We start from the raw sequence: 12,405 nt of genomic DNA on the forward strand, positions 1-12,405 counted from the left end.
GAACCTTCGAAGACGGAATGCTGGCGGCCGTTTCCCGGCCGACTGGCTCGGGAACTTGCGCCCAAAGACGTGTGAGCAAATAGATTGCAAGCTATCAATTCTATTCCTATCTATTGGCCATGCCCTCCGTTCCCCCGAATTTTGCCGCGGAAATCGGCCTCCTCGTCGCCCGCGTCGCGCGGCTGTGGCGCCGCGAGGCCGATCAGGCGCTGGCCGATCACGGCCTGTCGCAGGCGACCGCCCACCCGCTGCGGGCGCTCGCCAGGCACGGCACCGACGGCAAGGGCATCCGCCAGGGTGCGCTTGCCGAGGACGTCGGCATCGAGGGCCCGTCGCTGGTCCGCCTGATCGACCTGCTCCAGGCCGAGAAGCTGGTGGAGCGCCGCGAGGATCCGAGCGATCGCCGCGCCAAGACGCTGCATCTCACCGCCAAGGGCGCATCCAAGGCCACGGAGATCGAAGGCGTGCTGCGGGATGTCCGCGAGGATCTGCTGAAAGGCATTCCGGCTGAGGACCTCGCGACCGCCTACGACGTTTTGCATCGCATCGAGCAGCGCATGACGCGGCTGCACGAGGCCATTCCGCCCGATGCTGGTCCCGCAGGCGAGCCATGAACAGATTTCCGCTGCGCGGCGCCGATCTCGCATTCTCGGTCAAGACGTTTGGCGCGGCCATGCTGGCGCTGCTGATCGCGCTGTGGATCGACCTGCCGCGGCCGTATTGGGCGATGGCCACCGTCTACATCACCTCCCAGCCCCTGGCCGGCGCAACCGCCTCGAAGGCGCTCTACCGGGTGCTGGGAACGCTGGCCGGCGCAGCCGCCGCCGTCGCCATCGTGCCGACCTTCGTCAATGCGCCCGAGCTGCTCAGCCTGGTCATCGCGCTTTGGACCGGCGTCTGCCTCTATGTCTCGCTGCTCGACCGCACGCCGCGCAGCTATCTGTTCATGCTGGCCGGCTACACGTTGGCGCTGATCGGCTTTCCCGCCGTGACCGATCCCGGCAGCATCTTCGATGTGGCGGTGTCGCGCGCGCAGGAGATCACGCTCGGCATCGTCTGTGCGACGCTGGTCTCCACCATCGTGCTTCCGCGCAGCGTCGCTCCTGTCGTCGCCGCCAAGGTCGAGCGCTGGCTCGACGATGCGCGCCGACTGAGCCGGGACGTGCTGCTCGGCGGTGGCGGAAGCGAGGAGGATCGCGCGCACCGCCTGCGGCTCGCAGCGGAAGCGCTGGAGATCGATACGCTCGCCACGCACCTCGCCTTCGACCGCCAGGCGGACCACGACGCCGTGGAGGGCCTGCGATCCCTGCGGCTACACATGCAGCTGCTGCTGCCGCTGCTGGGCTCGATCCACGACCGGCTGGCCGCGCTCGAAGGCCATATCCAGCAGGAGCTGAGGGATCTGCTGCAGCGCCTAGCCGGCTGGGTCACCGCCGCTGGCGACCGCGAGCCCGCCGATCGGCTGCGGGCCGAGATCGACGCGCTCCGGCCCTCGCTGGAGGCGAATTCGTCCTGGGACCAGATCATGACCGCGAGTCTGCTGATCAGGCTGCGCGAGCTGGTCGACATCGCCGATGATTGCCGGGCTCTGAACGCAGCCCTCGCGGCCGGCGAAGACACATCCCAGGTTCCGCTCGCCTTCCGCACCGAGCAGGGCATCGCGCCGGCCCGGCATCGCGACCACGCATTGGCGCTGTGGTCGGCCGCCGGCGTGGTCATCGCCATTCTGGTCTGCTGCGCGTTCTGGATCGCGACCGGATGGACCGACGGCGCCTCCGCGCCGATGATGGCCGCCGTCGCCTGCTCGTTCTTCGCCGCGCAGGATGATCCCGCCCCCAGCATCGTCAGGTTCACGGCGTGGTCGCTGGTCGCGATCGTCATCGACGCCGTCTACCTGTTTGCGATCATGCCGGCGATCTCGGACGTCGAGCTGCTGATCGCGGCGCTGGCGCCGGCGTTCCTGCTGTTCGGCGTCCTGATCGCCCGCCCGCAGACGACGCCGATCGGCATGGCCCTCGGCGCCAACGGTGCCACGCTGCTGGCGCTGCAATCGACCTACAGCGCCGACTTCCAGAGCTACGCCAACTCGGCGATCGCCTTCATGGTCGGCATGGTCGCGGCCGTCGTGCTGACCCGTCTCGTGCGCTCGGTCCGCGCCGAATGGATCGCCCAGCGGCTCTTGCGCACCAGCTGGGAGACCCTGGCGCTGACCGCCGAGCGCCGCGGCCAGCATGACCGCGCCGCCTTCATCGGCCTGATGCTCGACCGGCTCGGACTGCTGGCGCAGCGCTTTGCCGCGATTCCCGAGGACGACCGCCGCGAGCTCGACAGCCTGAGTCAGCTGCGCGTCGGCCTCAACATCATCGACCTGCGCCGCGCCCGTCATGGACTGACGGCGGCGACGCTGGGCGCCATCGACACCATGCTCGACCGTCTCGCCGCCGCGTGCCGCGGCCGGGGCGCGGGAGCCGGCGTCATGCCCACCAGCCTGCTCGCCGCGATCGACGCGGCGCTGTTGAAGACGCTCGCAGAGCCGGCCGCAGCCGCCAAGGAGGATGCGCTGATCGGGCTGGTCGGCATCCGCACCGGATTGTTTCCGGACGCGACGGCCTATCATGCGAGCCAGACCGATCTGGGGAGTCTCGTCGCATGAGACACGACATCGACATCGCCGGGTTGCTGGTGCCCTCGCTGCTGCTGTGGCTGGTCGTGGCCTATGGCTGCGTCGCCCTGCTCAGCGCGGGACTGCGCCGGATCGGCTTCTATCGCCTGGTCTGGCACCGCGCATTGTTCGACTTTGCGCTGTTCGTCTGCGTGCTCGGCGGCATCGTCTATCTTGCTTCGGAGTTCTCGTCGTGAAAGGCACCTTTGCTCTGCTCGGCCGCGTGGCGGTCACCGCCGCTGCTGTTGTCGCAGCGATCCTGGTCGGCAGCTATCTGTGGGGCTACTACATGAAGGCGCCGTGGACGCGGGACGGACGCGTGCGCGCCGATATCGTCCAGATCGCCCCCGACGTCTCCGGCTTCGTCACCGAGGTGCTGGTGCGCGACAATCAGCCGGTGCATCAGGGCGACGTCATCTTCCGGATCGATCGTGCCCGCTTCAAGCTCGCGCTGCAGCAGGCCGACGCCGTCGTCGCCGGCCGGCTCGCGACGCTCAACCAGGCCAATGCCGACCTCGACCGCTACCGTTCGCTGACCACCGAGGCGGTCTCGCAGCAGAAGCAGGAACAGGTGCTCGCCACCCAGCAGCAGGCGCAGGCATCCTATGACCAGGCGCTGGCCGACCAGGCCGTCGCCAAGCTCAATCTCGAGCGCAGCGAGGTGCATGCGCCGGTCAACGGCATCATCACCAACATGGACCTGCGCCCCGGCACCTATGTCGGCGCCGGCAAAGGTGTGATGGCCTTGGTCGACACCGACACGCTGCACGTCGAGGGCTATTTCGAGGAGACCAAGCTGCCGCGCATCCGCGTCGGCGCGCCCGTGCGCATCCGCCTGATGGGCACCGGCGAGGTGCTGACCGGCCACGTCGAGAGCATCGCCGCGGGGATCGAGGACCGTGATCGCGCCGAGGGCGCGAGCCTGCTCGCCAACGTCACCCCGACCTTCAACTGGGTGCGGCTGGCGCAGCGCGTCCCCGTGCGCATTGCGCTCGATGACACGTCGCGGCGGAGCGAGCTGGTCGCGGGACGCTCCGCCACGGTGGAGGTGCTGAACTGAGCTCGGCCGTTGCGCGCCCTCGCCGATCGACTAAGGTTCGCTGCCCACACGCCATGCCGGACCCATCGCCCATGACCCAATCCACGATCAGCCGCTTCCCCGTCCCCGCGATCGCTTCGCTGCCGGAGGACATCCGCACCCGTCTGCTGGGCGTGCAGGAGAAGAGCGGCTTCGTGCCGAACGTCTTCCTCACCCTGGCGCATCGCCCCGACGAATTCCGCGCCTTCTTCGCCTATCACGACGCGCTGATGGAGAAGGACGGCGGGCTGACCAAGGCCGAGCGCGAGATGATCGTGGTGGCGACGTCGAGCGCCAACCAGTGCCAGTATTGCGTGATCGCCCACGGCGCGATCCTGCGCATCCGCGCCAAGAATCCTCTGATCGCCGACCAGATCGCGATCAACTACCGCAAGGCGGATATCACCCCGCGCCAGCGCGCCATGCTCGACTTCGCGATGAAGGTCGCGCTGGAGGCACAGACCGTCGGGGACGCCGATTTCAAGGCGCTGGCGGAGCACGGCTTCAGCGATGACGACATCTGGGACATCGCCGCGATCGCGGCCTTCTTCGCGCTCTCCAACCGGATGGCCAATGTCACGGGCATGCGGCCCAATGACGAGTTCTATCTGATGGGGCGGCTGCCGAAGGCCAAGTAAAGCTATAAGTAAGCGCCGCGATCAATCGTCCGACGCGGGCCCGCACCAGCCGGGCAGATAGACCGCATCATGGCTCTTGGCGAACGCCAGCGCGTGCTCCATCGCGCCGGCGAAGTCGGTCTCGACCGTCTTGCGCTTGACCTTGCGGCGCAGGAAGTCGGCCCACAGGAACTCGCTGAACGGCGTGGTGTCCTTGGCGAAGCCGCCGGCGCGGCGCAGCTCGCCGGCGAGGCTGCGGAACGGATCGTCCTTCAGGTCGGCGACCGTCTTGGGCAGGTCCTTGAAGTGCCGCCGCTCGCCCTTGGCGTCGTAGGGATAGACCCAGCGCTTGTTGTCCATCACGTTCCAGAAGCCATCCGGGTCGACCATCGTAAGATCGCCGATCACCGTGACCAGCACGTCCTTGACGCCCTCGTCGTGCAGCGCGCGCGCCAGATGATGATGGTCGACCACGTAGTGGCGCTTGTCCGGTCCGAGCACGACCGGGATCATGTGCTTGCCGAGCAGCTCGGCCTTTTTCTTGGCCTTGTGCTCGCGGAAGCGCACGCGCTTCTCCTTCACCTCGCGCATGCCGACCGTCATCTGCGTCGGACGCAGCGACAGGATCGGGATCGGATGCAGCAGCGGCTCGCGGGTATTGGCCATGGATAAGGCTCCGGATCAAATGATCCGCATTATGCCACGTCTCCCGGCCCGTTGCAGCGCGCCTGCCGGCCTATCCGCCGGTCGGTTTCCAGTCGACCGCATCTACAGAGCGAGAGGCTTCGCTGATGCAGCTCAATCCGGGCAAAGTTCCTTTGTGAGAGGTTGTGCCCGCGTGCTAAGAAAGAGCATCGGAGTCGAGACATGAAGTCCCAGCGCCCCATCGCAGCGGAGGAAGAGCATCGCGTGGTGCCGTTCCGGCCGCGCAATGGTCCGGTGCGGCGCGCTGTCGAAGGCGGCAGTGCAAACGTGAGTCCCCCTGTGCCGCTGCGGCGTCCCGAGCCGGTGTCGCTCGACCTCTCCCGCTATGAGCGGCCGCGCGAGGAGCCCGACGATTTCCGTCACCGCATCCTGGCCAACATCGCAGCTATCGCCTTCACCATCGCGCTGACGGCGATCGGGATCTGGCTGGCCATGAGCATCGCCGATCTCCGCAAGACCCAGGACTGCCTGCTGACCGGACGGCGCGACTGCGCCCGCATCATCACCGAAACCTACACGCCCTGAGGGCCGCGCCAGCTCTTCCTGACAGGGCATCACAATCCCGCCACACCCCGCGTGCCCGGCTCCATTGAACTCACGGCGGCGCTCCGATATACGGGCACACGACTCCTGGGCGACGGGGGTAAAAGGGCTCGCATCAGACGCCCCCGGGGCGGTGTCCTCTCGTTGCCCTTCTCCGGATTAGCTCCAAAATATCAAAGGCTTAGTGATGTCCTCAACATTCGATCAGGTCGCCACGATCATCGCTGAAACCTGCGACATCCCGCGCGACACGATCACGCCGGATAGCCACGCCATCGACGATCTGGGCATCGACAGCCTCGATTTCCTCGACATCGCCTTCGCGATCGACAAGGCGTTCGGCATCAAGCTGCCGCTCGAGAAGTGGACGCAGGAAGTCAACGACGGCAAGGCCAGCACCGAGCAGTATTTCGTGCTCAAGAATCTGTGCGCCCGCATCGACGAGCTGGTCGCCGCCAAGGGCGCCTGAGCGCCCGCCATGCAGATCGAATACTTCCTCCTGATCGACCGCATTCTCGACCTCAAACTGGACGAGAAGACCATCACCGTCGAAGCCAAGGTTCCGACCGAGAGCACGATCTTCGAAGGGCATTTTCCGGGCTATCCGATCATGCCCGGCGTGCTGCTGATCGAGTCGATGGCGCAGACCTCCGGCTGGCTGCTGCTCGCGCTGATGAAGTTCGAGCGGATGCCGTTCCTCGCCGCCGTGAAAGAAGCCAAGATGCGCGGCTTCGTGCAGCCGGGCGAGGTGCTGACTGTCGAGGCCAACGTGCTTCATGAAGGCTCCGGCTACGCCATGACCGAGGCCCGCGTGAAGGTCGGCGGCAAGCTGCGGTCGAACGCGACGATCACGTTCAGCCACGTCCCCTTCCCTAATCCGGAGCTGCGCGGACACATGGACGCCGTCGCCGAGCGCGTCGGCTTTCCGCAACAGATCCTGCAGCGATGAGTGAGACGCCTTCCGTGACATCAGCCCCCGTCGAAGTCTGGATCACCGGCATCGGCCTTGCGACCTCGCTCGGCGAAGGTCTCGATGCGAACTGGGAGGCTCTCAACGCCGGCCAGATCAATGTCGATGAGAAGGGCTTTGCGCCCTACATCGTGCATCCATGGGCCAAGGTGAATCTGGAAGCGCAGATCCCCAAGAAGGAACAGCGCCAGATGGAGGGGTGGCAGCGCATCGGCACCTACGCTGCGGGCCTCGCGCTGGATTCGGCAGGCCTCAAGGGCAACAAGGACATCCTGTCCCGGATGGACATGATCGTTGCCGCCGGCGGTGGCGAGCGCGACATCTCCGTCGACACGGCGATTCTCAACGCCGAGGCCGAGGGCAACTGCACGCCGGGCTTCCTCAACGACCGGCTGATGAGCGATCTGCGTCCGACGCTGTTCCTGGCGCAGCTGTCCAATCTTCTCGCCGGCAACATCGCGATCTCGCACGGCGTGTGCGGGACCTCGCGCACCTTCATGGGCGAAGAGGTCGCGGGCGTCGATTCCTTCAAGATCGCGCTCGCACGCATCGCGGGCGGCCAGAGCGACATCGCGCTGGTCGGCGGCTCGCACAATGGCGAGCGCAAGGACCTGCTCGTGCTCTATGAGTTCGGCGACTACAATCTGAAGAACGAGTTCAAGCCGGTGTGGGCGCGCAAGGAGCATCCGGGCTTTGCGCTCGGCTCCGCCGGGGCCTTCCTGGTGCTGGAATCCAAGCCGCATGCCGAGGCCCGCGGCGCGAAGCCATTAGCGCGGCTGAGCAAGGTCGTCGCCGACCGCGCCCGCCGCAAGGAAGCCGGCTCCGTCACCGGCACGCTCGACCGGCTGTGGTCGGCGCTCGACGTGCACGACGCACCCGGCGCGATCATCACCGGCGCGACCGGCGCGGAGCCCGTGACGTCGGAGGAACGCGCGTTCCTCGACCATCACAAAGCCTTCGCGGTGCGCTCGAGCGGAACCCGCTTCGGCCACACGATGGAGGCGCATTTCGCGCTCGATCTGGCGCTCGCCGCGCTGTCGATCTCGCGGGGCGCGCTGTTCGCGCCCGGCGATAGCTCGGGCGTCGAGAGCGAGATGAAGGAGGCTCCGACCCAGATCGTGGTGGTCGGCGCCGGCCATTACCGCGGCGAAGGCATGGCCTTGGTCGAAGCTGTCAAGTGAACGCGGCGCGCGGCTGACGACGCGACGGGGGACATCATGAGTGTACGCGACAAGTTTGGACGCCCCGTCGTGGTCGTGACGGGCATGGGCATCGTCACCTCGCTGGGTGCGGGCATGTCCGACAACTGGACCAAGCTGGTGGCCGGCGAGTCCGGCATCCGCACCATCACGCGCTTCCCCATCGACGGGCTGAAGACGACGATGGCCGGCACGGTGGACTTCGTGCCGGTGGCGCCGTTCACCTCGACCGGCCTCTCCGAGCGGCTCGGCCATATGGCCGTCGAGGAAGCGATTGCCCAGGCCGGCATCGGCTCCAAGGGCGACTTCCCGGGCCCGCTGTTTCTCGCGGTTGCCCCTGTCGAGATCGAGTGGCCGCAGCGGCTCGAGCTCGCGCATGAGGTCGGCGGCACGCACTTCACTTATGACGACCTGCTGAAGGTCTGCGGCGGCGGCAAGTTCGTCAACTACCACCACCGCTTCCTGTTCGGCTCCGTGGCGGATTCGCTGTCGGATACGTTCGGCACCAAGGGCTCGCCGATCTCGTTGTCGACCGCCTGCGCGTCCGGCGCCACCGCGATCCAGCTCGGTGTTGAGGCCATCAGGCGCGGCGAAACCGATGTGGCGCTGTGCGCTGCCACCGAAGGCTCGGTCAATCCGGAAGGCTTGGTCCGCTTCTCGCTGCTGTCGGCGCTGTCGACGCAGAACGATCCGCCGCAGGCCGCCTCCAAGCCGTTCTCCAAGAACCGCGACGGCTTCGTCATGGCCGAAGGCGCCGGCGCGCTGGTGCTGGAGAGCTATGATGCGGCCGTGGCGCGGGGCGCCAAGATTCTCGGCGTCGTCGCCGGCTGCGGCGAGCTGACCGACTCGTTCCATCGAACCCGCTCCTCGCCGGACGGCAAGCCGATCATCGGCTGCATCCGCAAGGCGTTGGCCGATGCCGGCATGGCGCCGGAGCAGATCGATCACATCAACGCCCACGGCACCGCGACGCCCGAGAACGACAAGATGGAGTATGTCGGCGTCTCCGCCGTGTTCGGCGAGCACACCGGCAAGATTCCGGTGTCGTCCAACAAGTCGATGGTCGGCCACACCATCTCGGCGGCCGGCGCGGTCGAGGCGATCATCTCCCTGCTCACCCTCGAGCATCAGCTGATCCCGCCGACCATCAACTACGACATTCCGGATCCCGCGATCCTGTTCGACGTCGTCGGCAACAAGGCCCGCGAGGCGCGCGTCACCGCCGTGATGTCGAACTCGTTCGGCTTCGGCGGTCAGAACGCCTCGTTGATCCTGACCCGCGAACCGGCCTGATCGGCCTGTCGGCATCGATGAGTGTCATTCCCCTCCGGACCAAGCTCGTCATTCGCCAGAAGGTGAAATCGCTCGGGTCCTCGGCCGTCGGTGCGCTGACGGTCGGCATGCTCAAGACCACGCGCTATTTCGACCCGCAGAAGACGGCCGACCGCTTCGCGCGCATCGCGCAGTGGATCGGCCCACGCTTGCGCGAGCAGCGCATCGGCCGCGACAATCTCACCAAGGCCTTCCCGGAGAAATCGCCCGAGGAGATCGAGCGGATTCTTGCGGGCGTCTGGGACAATCTCGGCCGCGTCGGCGCCGAGTTCGCCCATCTCGACAAGATCTGGGACTATGACGAGGAGCATCCCGAGCGCAGCCGCATCGAGCTGACGCCGCGGACGCACGAGCTGTTTCATCAGCTTCGCCTCGACGGCAAGCCGGCGCTGATCTTCGCGAGCCATCTCGCCAATTGGGAGATGCCGGCGCTCGCCGCGGTCGCCCACAAGCTCGATACCGCGATCCTCTACCGCCGTCCCAATATCGCCGCCGCCGACCGCATCATTCAGGAGATGCGCCAGGTCAAGATGGGCACGCTGATCCCGGCCGGCCGCGACGCGCCGCTGCGGCTGGGCCAGGCGCTGAAGAACGGCCAGCACGTCGCGATGCTGGTCGATCAGTACCTCACCGGCGGTGTCGAGGTGACGTTCTTCGGCCGCAAGACCCGCGCCAACCCCATGCTGGCGCGCCTGCTGCGCCAGGTCGAATGTCCCGTGCACGGCGTGCGCATCATCCGCCTCCCCGGCAACCGCTTTCAGGCCGAGCTGTCGGAAGAAGTGAAGCCGGTGCGCGATGCGAATGGACAGATCGACATCCAGGGCATGACGCAGGCCGTGACGAACGTGGTCGAAGGCTGGGTGCGCGAATATCCGGAGCAATGGCTCTGGCTTCACCGGCGCTGGCGGTAATCGCTTCGTACGGTCGAATTCCACCATGAGGAAGACGCCCGATAGGACGAACTTTCGTCAACAGGCGCTCTGAAGAAAACTCTTACCTCATGGAGCGACGCTCGCTACCTTGGTGCCGTATCCGACACGCCGTTCGGAATTTCCAGGGAGGATTAGCGCTGATGTTTTCGCACATCATGATCGGCACCAACGACCTCGACAAGGCCAAGGCCTTCTACGACAAGCTGCTCGGCACGCTCGGCGTACGCCCGGCCAAGGTCGACGGCCACCGCATCTTCTACATCACCCCGACCGGCATCTTCTCGGTCTCCAAGCCGATCAACGGCCAGCCCGCCACACCGGCCAATGGCGGCACGATCGGCTATGCCTGCAGTTCGACCGAACAAGTCGACGCCTGGCATGCGGCGGGCCTCGAAGCCGGCGGCACCACCTGCGAGGACCCGCCTGGCGTTCGCCAGGGCTCGACCGGCAAGCTGTACCTCGCCTATTTGCGCGATCTCGACGGCAACAAGCTGTGTGCCATGCACCGGCTGGCGTGAGGCAGGTTTGAACAAGCCTGGATCGCTCGATCGCGGGCGATCCTTGCTTCCGGCACTGTAGGCCAATGTGGGCCCGTAAGCTTCGTCAGTTTGCAAGCGGTCGCATGCGAACGCGACCAGGCTCGATGACCGAGAAGTGGCCCACCCAGTCGTCCCGTGAGAGAATCAAATCGGCGATGCGCTTGCCAGCAACTTGCGGTGGCGGCATAGGAACACGCAGCAGAATCAGGCCGCAGGCGAGGGGCAGCGAGGAGCTTCTTGCCAGCTCGCCGAAATCCTTATCGAAGGTCAGAAGTATCCGCTCTTCCAGAATGGCTTGCGACAGTACGCTCCTGTCGGTCGCTCCAGGCGAGATGAGGCTCACCCAAGTAATATCATGTCCTGCGGCCTCGATTGCTCTTACCGCTGCAGCAGGAAAGTTTTCGTTTGCCAGAAAGCGCATCGCTAGGCTGCGCTCGGAAAGACCCTCTCGGTCCCCACAATGTCTCGGGCATATGCGAGACATGCGATGACGTCATCGTGGGAAAGGCCGGGATAATTGGCGAGAATGTCCGCCTCTCCCCACCCGTCGGCCATCAAGCCGATCAGGAACTCAACCGAAAGACGCGTACCACGAACGACCGGCTTGCCAGACAGCACGTCGGGAGAAAGGGCGATACGTGGGTGCTCGGACATGATCAAAGCCTCTGCGCTTGCCCATACTACGTCATTTCTGCGCCAAGGCCAACTGGCGTTCACCGCCCCGTCTTCACCTTGGTCCAGAGCCGGTTGATCACGCGCTGCGTCGCCGGCTCGCGGGCGGTGATGACGAACAGCTTCTTCAGGGTCGCGTCATCGGGATAGATGTTCTTATCGCCGAGAATCTTCGGATCGATCAGCTTTTGGCTCGCCAGATTGCCGTTGGCATAGGACAGGAAGTCCGAGTTCTTCGCCGCCACCTCGGGACGATAGAGATAGTTGATCAGCGCATACGCCTCGGGCACGTGCTGGGCGTCGGCGGGAATGGCCAAATTATCGAAGAACATCTGCGCGCCCTCCTTCGGGATCGCGTAGCCGATCTCGATGCCGTTCTTGGCCTCCTCGGCGCGGCTCCGCGCCTGCATGATGTCGCCGGACCAGCCGACGACGAGGCAGATCTCGCCGGTGGCGAGCGCGCTCAGATATTCGGACGAATGAAACTTGCGCACGGAGGATGCGACCTTACCGACCACATCGGCAGCCTTCTCGAGGTCGGCCTGCTTGGTCGAGTTGGGATCGAGGCCGAGATAGTTCAGCGCCGCCGGAAAGATGTCGTCGGCGGAATCCAGCATGTGGACGCCGCAATCCTTGAACTTGGCGAGGTTCTCCGGCTTGAACACCATGTCCCAGCTGTCGATCCGCGCGCCCGCACCGAAGATCTTCTCGATCGTCTTGACGTTGTAGCCGATCCCGGTCGTGCCCCACATGTAGTTGGCGGCGAACTGGTTGCCGGGATCGTAGATCGCGAGGCGCTCGGTGACGACCGGCCAGGCATTGGCGAGGTTCGGTAGCTTGGATTTGTCGAGCGGCTGGAAAATCTTGGCCTTGATCTGGCGCTGCAGGAAATACGCCGTGGGCACCACGACATCGTAGCCGGACTTGCCGGCGAGCAGCCGCGTCTCCAGCGTCTCGTTGGCATCGAAGGTGTCGTAGACCACCTTGATGCCGGTCTCCTTGGTGAAATCCTCAAGGACCCCGGGCGCCATGTAGTTCGACCAGTTGTAGAAGTTCACCACGCGGTCTTCGGCCCGGCCAGCCGACACCGAAAGCGCCAGCAATGCCGCGGCCAGCGCCAGAGCCGAACGAATGCAGCCGCGCGTCATGATGTCAG

Annotated in this window: 16 protein-coding genes; 12 read left to right on the plus strand and 4 right to left on the minus strand. The window is 65.7% G+C overall.

The window, feature by feature from the left end:
- The first annotated feature begins 119 nt into the window (after positions 1 to 119).
- The 5 genes from BRAD285_RS19890 (at position 120) to BRAD285_RS19910 (ending at position 4,378) form a co-directional block, all read left to right on the plus strand.
- The gene (locus BRAD285_RS19890) at positions 120 to 614 is read left to right on the plus strand and encodes a MarR family winged helix-turn-helix transcriptional regulator (RefSeq protein ID WP_006609123.1); all 495 of its coding nucleotides are present in this window, start codon (positions 120 to 122) and stop codon (positions 612 to 614) included.
- The gene (locus BRAD285_RS19895; RefSeq protein ID WP_006609124.1) at positions 611 to 2,653 is read left to right on the plus strand and encodes an FUSC family protein; all 2,043 of its coding nucleotides are present in this window, start codon (positions 611 to 613) and stop codon (positions 2,651 to 2,653) included. Before BRAD285_RS19890 ends, BRAD285_RS19895 begins: the two co-directional genes overlap by 4 nt.
- Positions 2,650 to 2,859 (plus strand): DUF1656 domain-containing protein, encoded by a 210-nt coding sequence (locus tag BRAD285_RS19900; protein ID WP_006609125.1) that lies wholly within the window; start codon positions 2,650 to 2,652, stop codon positions 2,857 to 2,859. Before BRAD285_RS19895 ends, BRAD285_RS19900 begins: the two co-directional genes overlap by 4 nt.
- Positions 2,856 to 3,722 carry an HlyD family secretion protein gene (locus BRAD285_RS19905; RefSeq protein WP_006609126.1) on the plus strand — a complete coding sequence of 289 codons (867 nt, stop codon included), beginning with the start codon at positions 2,856 to 2,858 and terminating at the stop codon, positions 3,720 to 3,722. Before BRAD285_RS19900 ends, BRAD285_RS19905 begins: the two co-directional genes overlap by 4 nt.
- Before the next feature lie 71 nt (positions 3,723 to 3,793).
- Positions 3,794 to 4,378: a peroxidase-related enzyme gene (locus BRAD285_RS19910; protein WP_006609127.1), complete on the plus strand. Its 585-nt coding sequence runs from the start codon at positions 3,794 to 3,796 to the stop codon at positions 4,376 to 4,378.
- A 21-nt stretch (positions 4,379 to 4,399) separates the two neighbouring features.
- On the opposite strand, the gene BRAD285_RS19915 is transcribed toward BRAD285_RS19910, so the two are convergent.
- Positions 4,400 to 5,023: a ParB-like protein gene (locus tag BRAD285_RS19915; protein ID WP_006609128.1), complete on the minus strand. Its 624-nt coding sequence runs from the start codon at positions 5,021 to 5,023 to the stop codon at positions 4,400 to 4,402.
- A 201-nt stretch (positions 5,024 to 5,224) separates the two neighbouring features.
- Here BRAD285_RS19915 and BRAD285_RS19920 point away from each other — a divergent pair, with 201 nt between their 5' ends.
- The 7 genes from BRAD285_RS19920 (at position 5,225) to BRAD285_RS19950 (ending at position 10,556) form a co-directional block, all read left to right on the plus strand.
- Positions 5,225 to 5,587: a hypothetical protein gene (locus BRAD285_RS19920; protein ID WP_006609129.1), complete on the plus strand. Its 363-nt coding sequence runs from the start codon at positions 5,225 to 5,227 to the stop codon at positions 5,585 to 5,587.
- 205 nt (positions 5,588 to 5,792) lie between these two features.
- Positions 5,793 to 6,074, plus strand: coding sequence for an acyl carrier protein (locus BRAD285_RS19925; protein ID WP_006609130.1), 282 nt, complete (start codon positions 5,793 to 5,795; stop codon positions 6,072 to 6,074).
- A 9-nt stretch (positions 6,075 to 6,083) separates the two neighbouring features.
- Positions 6,084 to 6,554, plus strand: coding sequence for a 3-hydroxyacyl-ACP dehydratase FabZ family protein (locus BRAD285_RS19930; protein WP_006609131.1), 471 nt, complete (start codon positions 6,084 to 6,086; stop codon positions 6,552 to 6,554).
- A complete protein-coding gene (locus BRAD285_RS19935) occupies positions 6,551 to 7,756 on the plus strand; it encodes a beta-ketoacyl-ACP synthase (protein ID WP_006609132.1) in 1,206 nt (401 codons plus the stop codon). The genes BRAD285_RS19930 and BRAD285_RS19935 overlap by 4 nt, the downstream gene beginning before the upstream one ends.
- Positions 7,757 to 7,792: 36 nt before the next feature.
- Positions 7,793 to 9,067 carry a beta-ketoacyl-ACP synthase gene (locus BRAD285_RS19940; RefSeq protein ID WP_006609133.1) on the plus strand — a complete coding sequence of 425 codons (1,275 nt, stop codon included), beginning with the start codon at positions 7,793 to 7,795 and terminating at the stop codon, positions 9,065 to 9,067.
- A gap of 17 nt (positions 9,068 to 9,084) precedes the next feature.
- Positions 9,085 to 10,017 (plus strand): lipid A biosynthesis lauroyl acyltransferase, encoded by a 933-nt coding sequence (locus BRAD285_RS19945; RefSeq protein ID WP_006609134.1) that lies wholly within the window; start codon positions 9,085 to 9,087, stop codon positions 10,015 to 10,017.
- A gap of 161 nt (positions 10,018 to 10,178) precedes the next feature.
- Positions 10,179 to 10,556 carry a VOC family protein gene (locus tag BRAD285_RS19950; protein ID WP_006609135.1) on the plus strand — a complete coding sequence of 126 codons (378 nt, stop codon included), beginning with the start codon at positions 10,179 to 10,181 and terminating at the stop codon, positions 10,554 to 10,556.
- A gap of 85 nt (positions 10,557 to 10,641) precedes the next feature.
- On the opposite strand, the gene BRAD285_RS19955 is transcribed toward BRAD285_RS19950, so the two are convergent.
- From BRAD285_RS19955 to BRAD285_RS19965, 3 genes are read right to left on the minus strand one after another with little or no spacing between them, the layout of a single operon-like run.
- Complete coding sequence (locus BRAD285_RS19955) at positions 10,642 to 10,998, minus strand: DUF5615 family PIN-like protein (protein ID WP_006609136.1); 357 nt, start codon at positions 10,996 to 10,998, stop codon at positions 10,642 to 10,644.
- A 2-nt stretch (positions 10,999 to 11,000) separates the two neighbouring features.
- On the minus strand, positions 11,001 to 11,231 hold the full coding sequence (locus BRAD285_RS19960; protein WP_006609137.1) for a DUF433 domain-containing protein: 231 nt from the start codon (positions 11,229 to 11,231) through the stop codon (positions 11,001 to 11,003).
- Positions 11,232 to 11,290: 59 nt separating this feature from the next.
- On the minus strand, positions 11,291 to 12,397 hold the full coding sequence (locus tag BRAD285_RS19965) for a polyamine ABC transporter substrate-binding protein (RefSeq protein ID WP_006609138.1): 1,107 nt from the start codon (positions 12,395 to 12,397) through the stop codon (positions 11,291 to 11,293).
- Positions 12,398 to 12,405 lie beyond the last annotated feature (8 nt).

Source organism: Bradyrhizobium sp. ORS 285, from assembly GCF_900176205.1.
GTDB lineage: Bacteria > Pseudomonadota > Alphaproteobacteria > Rhizobiales > Xanthobacteraceae > Bradyrhizobium.

Excerpts from the sequence above, each read along its gene's own strand:
- BRAD285_RS19940 (WP_006609133.1), top strand. The coding sequence starts at position 7,793 with ATGAGTGTACGCGACAAGTTTGGACGCCCCGTCGTGGTCGTGACGGGC.
- BRAD285_RS19960 (WP_006609137.1), bottom strand. The coding sequence starts at position 11,231 with ATGTCCGAGCACCCACGTATCGCCCTTTCTCCCGACGTGCTGTCTGGC.
- BRAD285_RS19920 (WP_006609129.1), top strand. The coding sequence starts at position 5,225 with ATGAAGTCCCAGCGCCCCATCGCAGCGGAGGAAGAGCATCGCGTGGTG.
- BRAD285_RS19910 (WP_006609127.1), top strand. The coding sequence starts at position 3,794 with ATGACCCAATCCACGATCAGCCGCTTCCCCGTCCCCGCGATCGCTTCG.
- BRAD285_RS19965 (WP_006609138.1), bottom strand. The coding sequence starts at position 12,397 with ATGACGCGCGGCTGCATTCGTTCGGCTCTGGCGCTGGCCGCGGCATTG.
- BRAD285_RS19930 (WP_006609131.1), top strand. The coding sequence starts at position 6,084 with ATGCAGATCGAATACTTCCTCCTGATCGACCGCATTCTCGACCTCAAA.
- BRAD285_RS19950 (WP_006609135.1), top strand. The coding sequence starts at position 10,179 with ATGTTTTCGCACATCATGATCGGCACCAACGACCTCGACAAGGCCAAG.
- BRAD285_RS19915 (WP_006609128.1), bottom strand. The coding sequence starts at position 5,023 with ATGGCCAATACCCGCGAGCCGCTGCTGCATCCGATCCCGATCCTGTCG.
- BRAD285_RS19895 (WP_006609124.1), top strand. The coding sequence starts at position 611 with ATGAACAGATTTCCGCTGCGCGGCGCCGATCTCGCATTCTCGGTCAAG.
- BRAD285_RS19955 (WP_006609136.1), bottom strand. The coding sequence starts at position 10,998 with ATGCGCTTTCTGGCAAACGAAAACTTTCCTGCTGCAGCGGTAAGAGCA.
- BRAD285_RS19900 (WP_006609125.1), top strand. The coding sequence starts at position 2,650 with ATGAGACACGACATCGACATCGCCGGGTTGCTGGTGCCCTCGCTGCTG.
- BRAD285_RS19925 (WP_006609130.1), top strand. The coding sequence starts at position 5,793 with ATGTCCTCAACATTCGATCAGGTCGCCACGATCATCGCTGAAACCTGC.
- BRAD285_RS19890 (WP_006609123.1), top strand. The coding sequence starts at position 120 with ATGCCCTCCGTTCCCCCGAATTTTGCCGCGGAAATCGGCCTCCTCGTC.
- BRAD285_RS19935 (WP_006609132.1), top strand. The coding sequence starts at position 6,551 with ATGAGTGAGACGCCTTCCGTGACATCAGCCCCCGTCGAAGTCTGGATC.
- BRAD285_RS19945 (WP_006609134.1), top strand. The coding sequence starts at position 9,085 with ATGAGTGTCATTCCCCTCCGGACCAAGCTCGTCATTCGCCAGAAGGTG.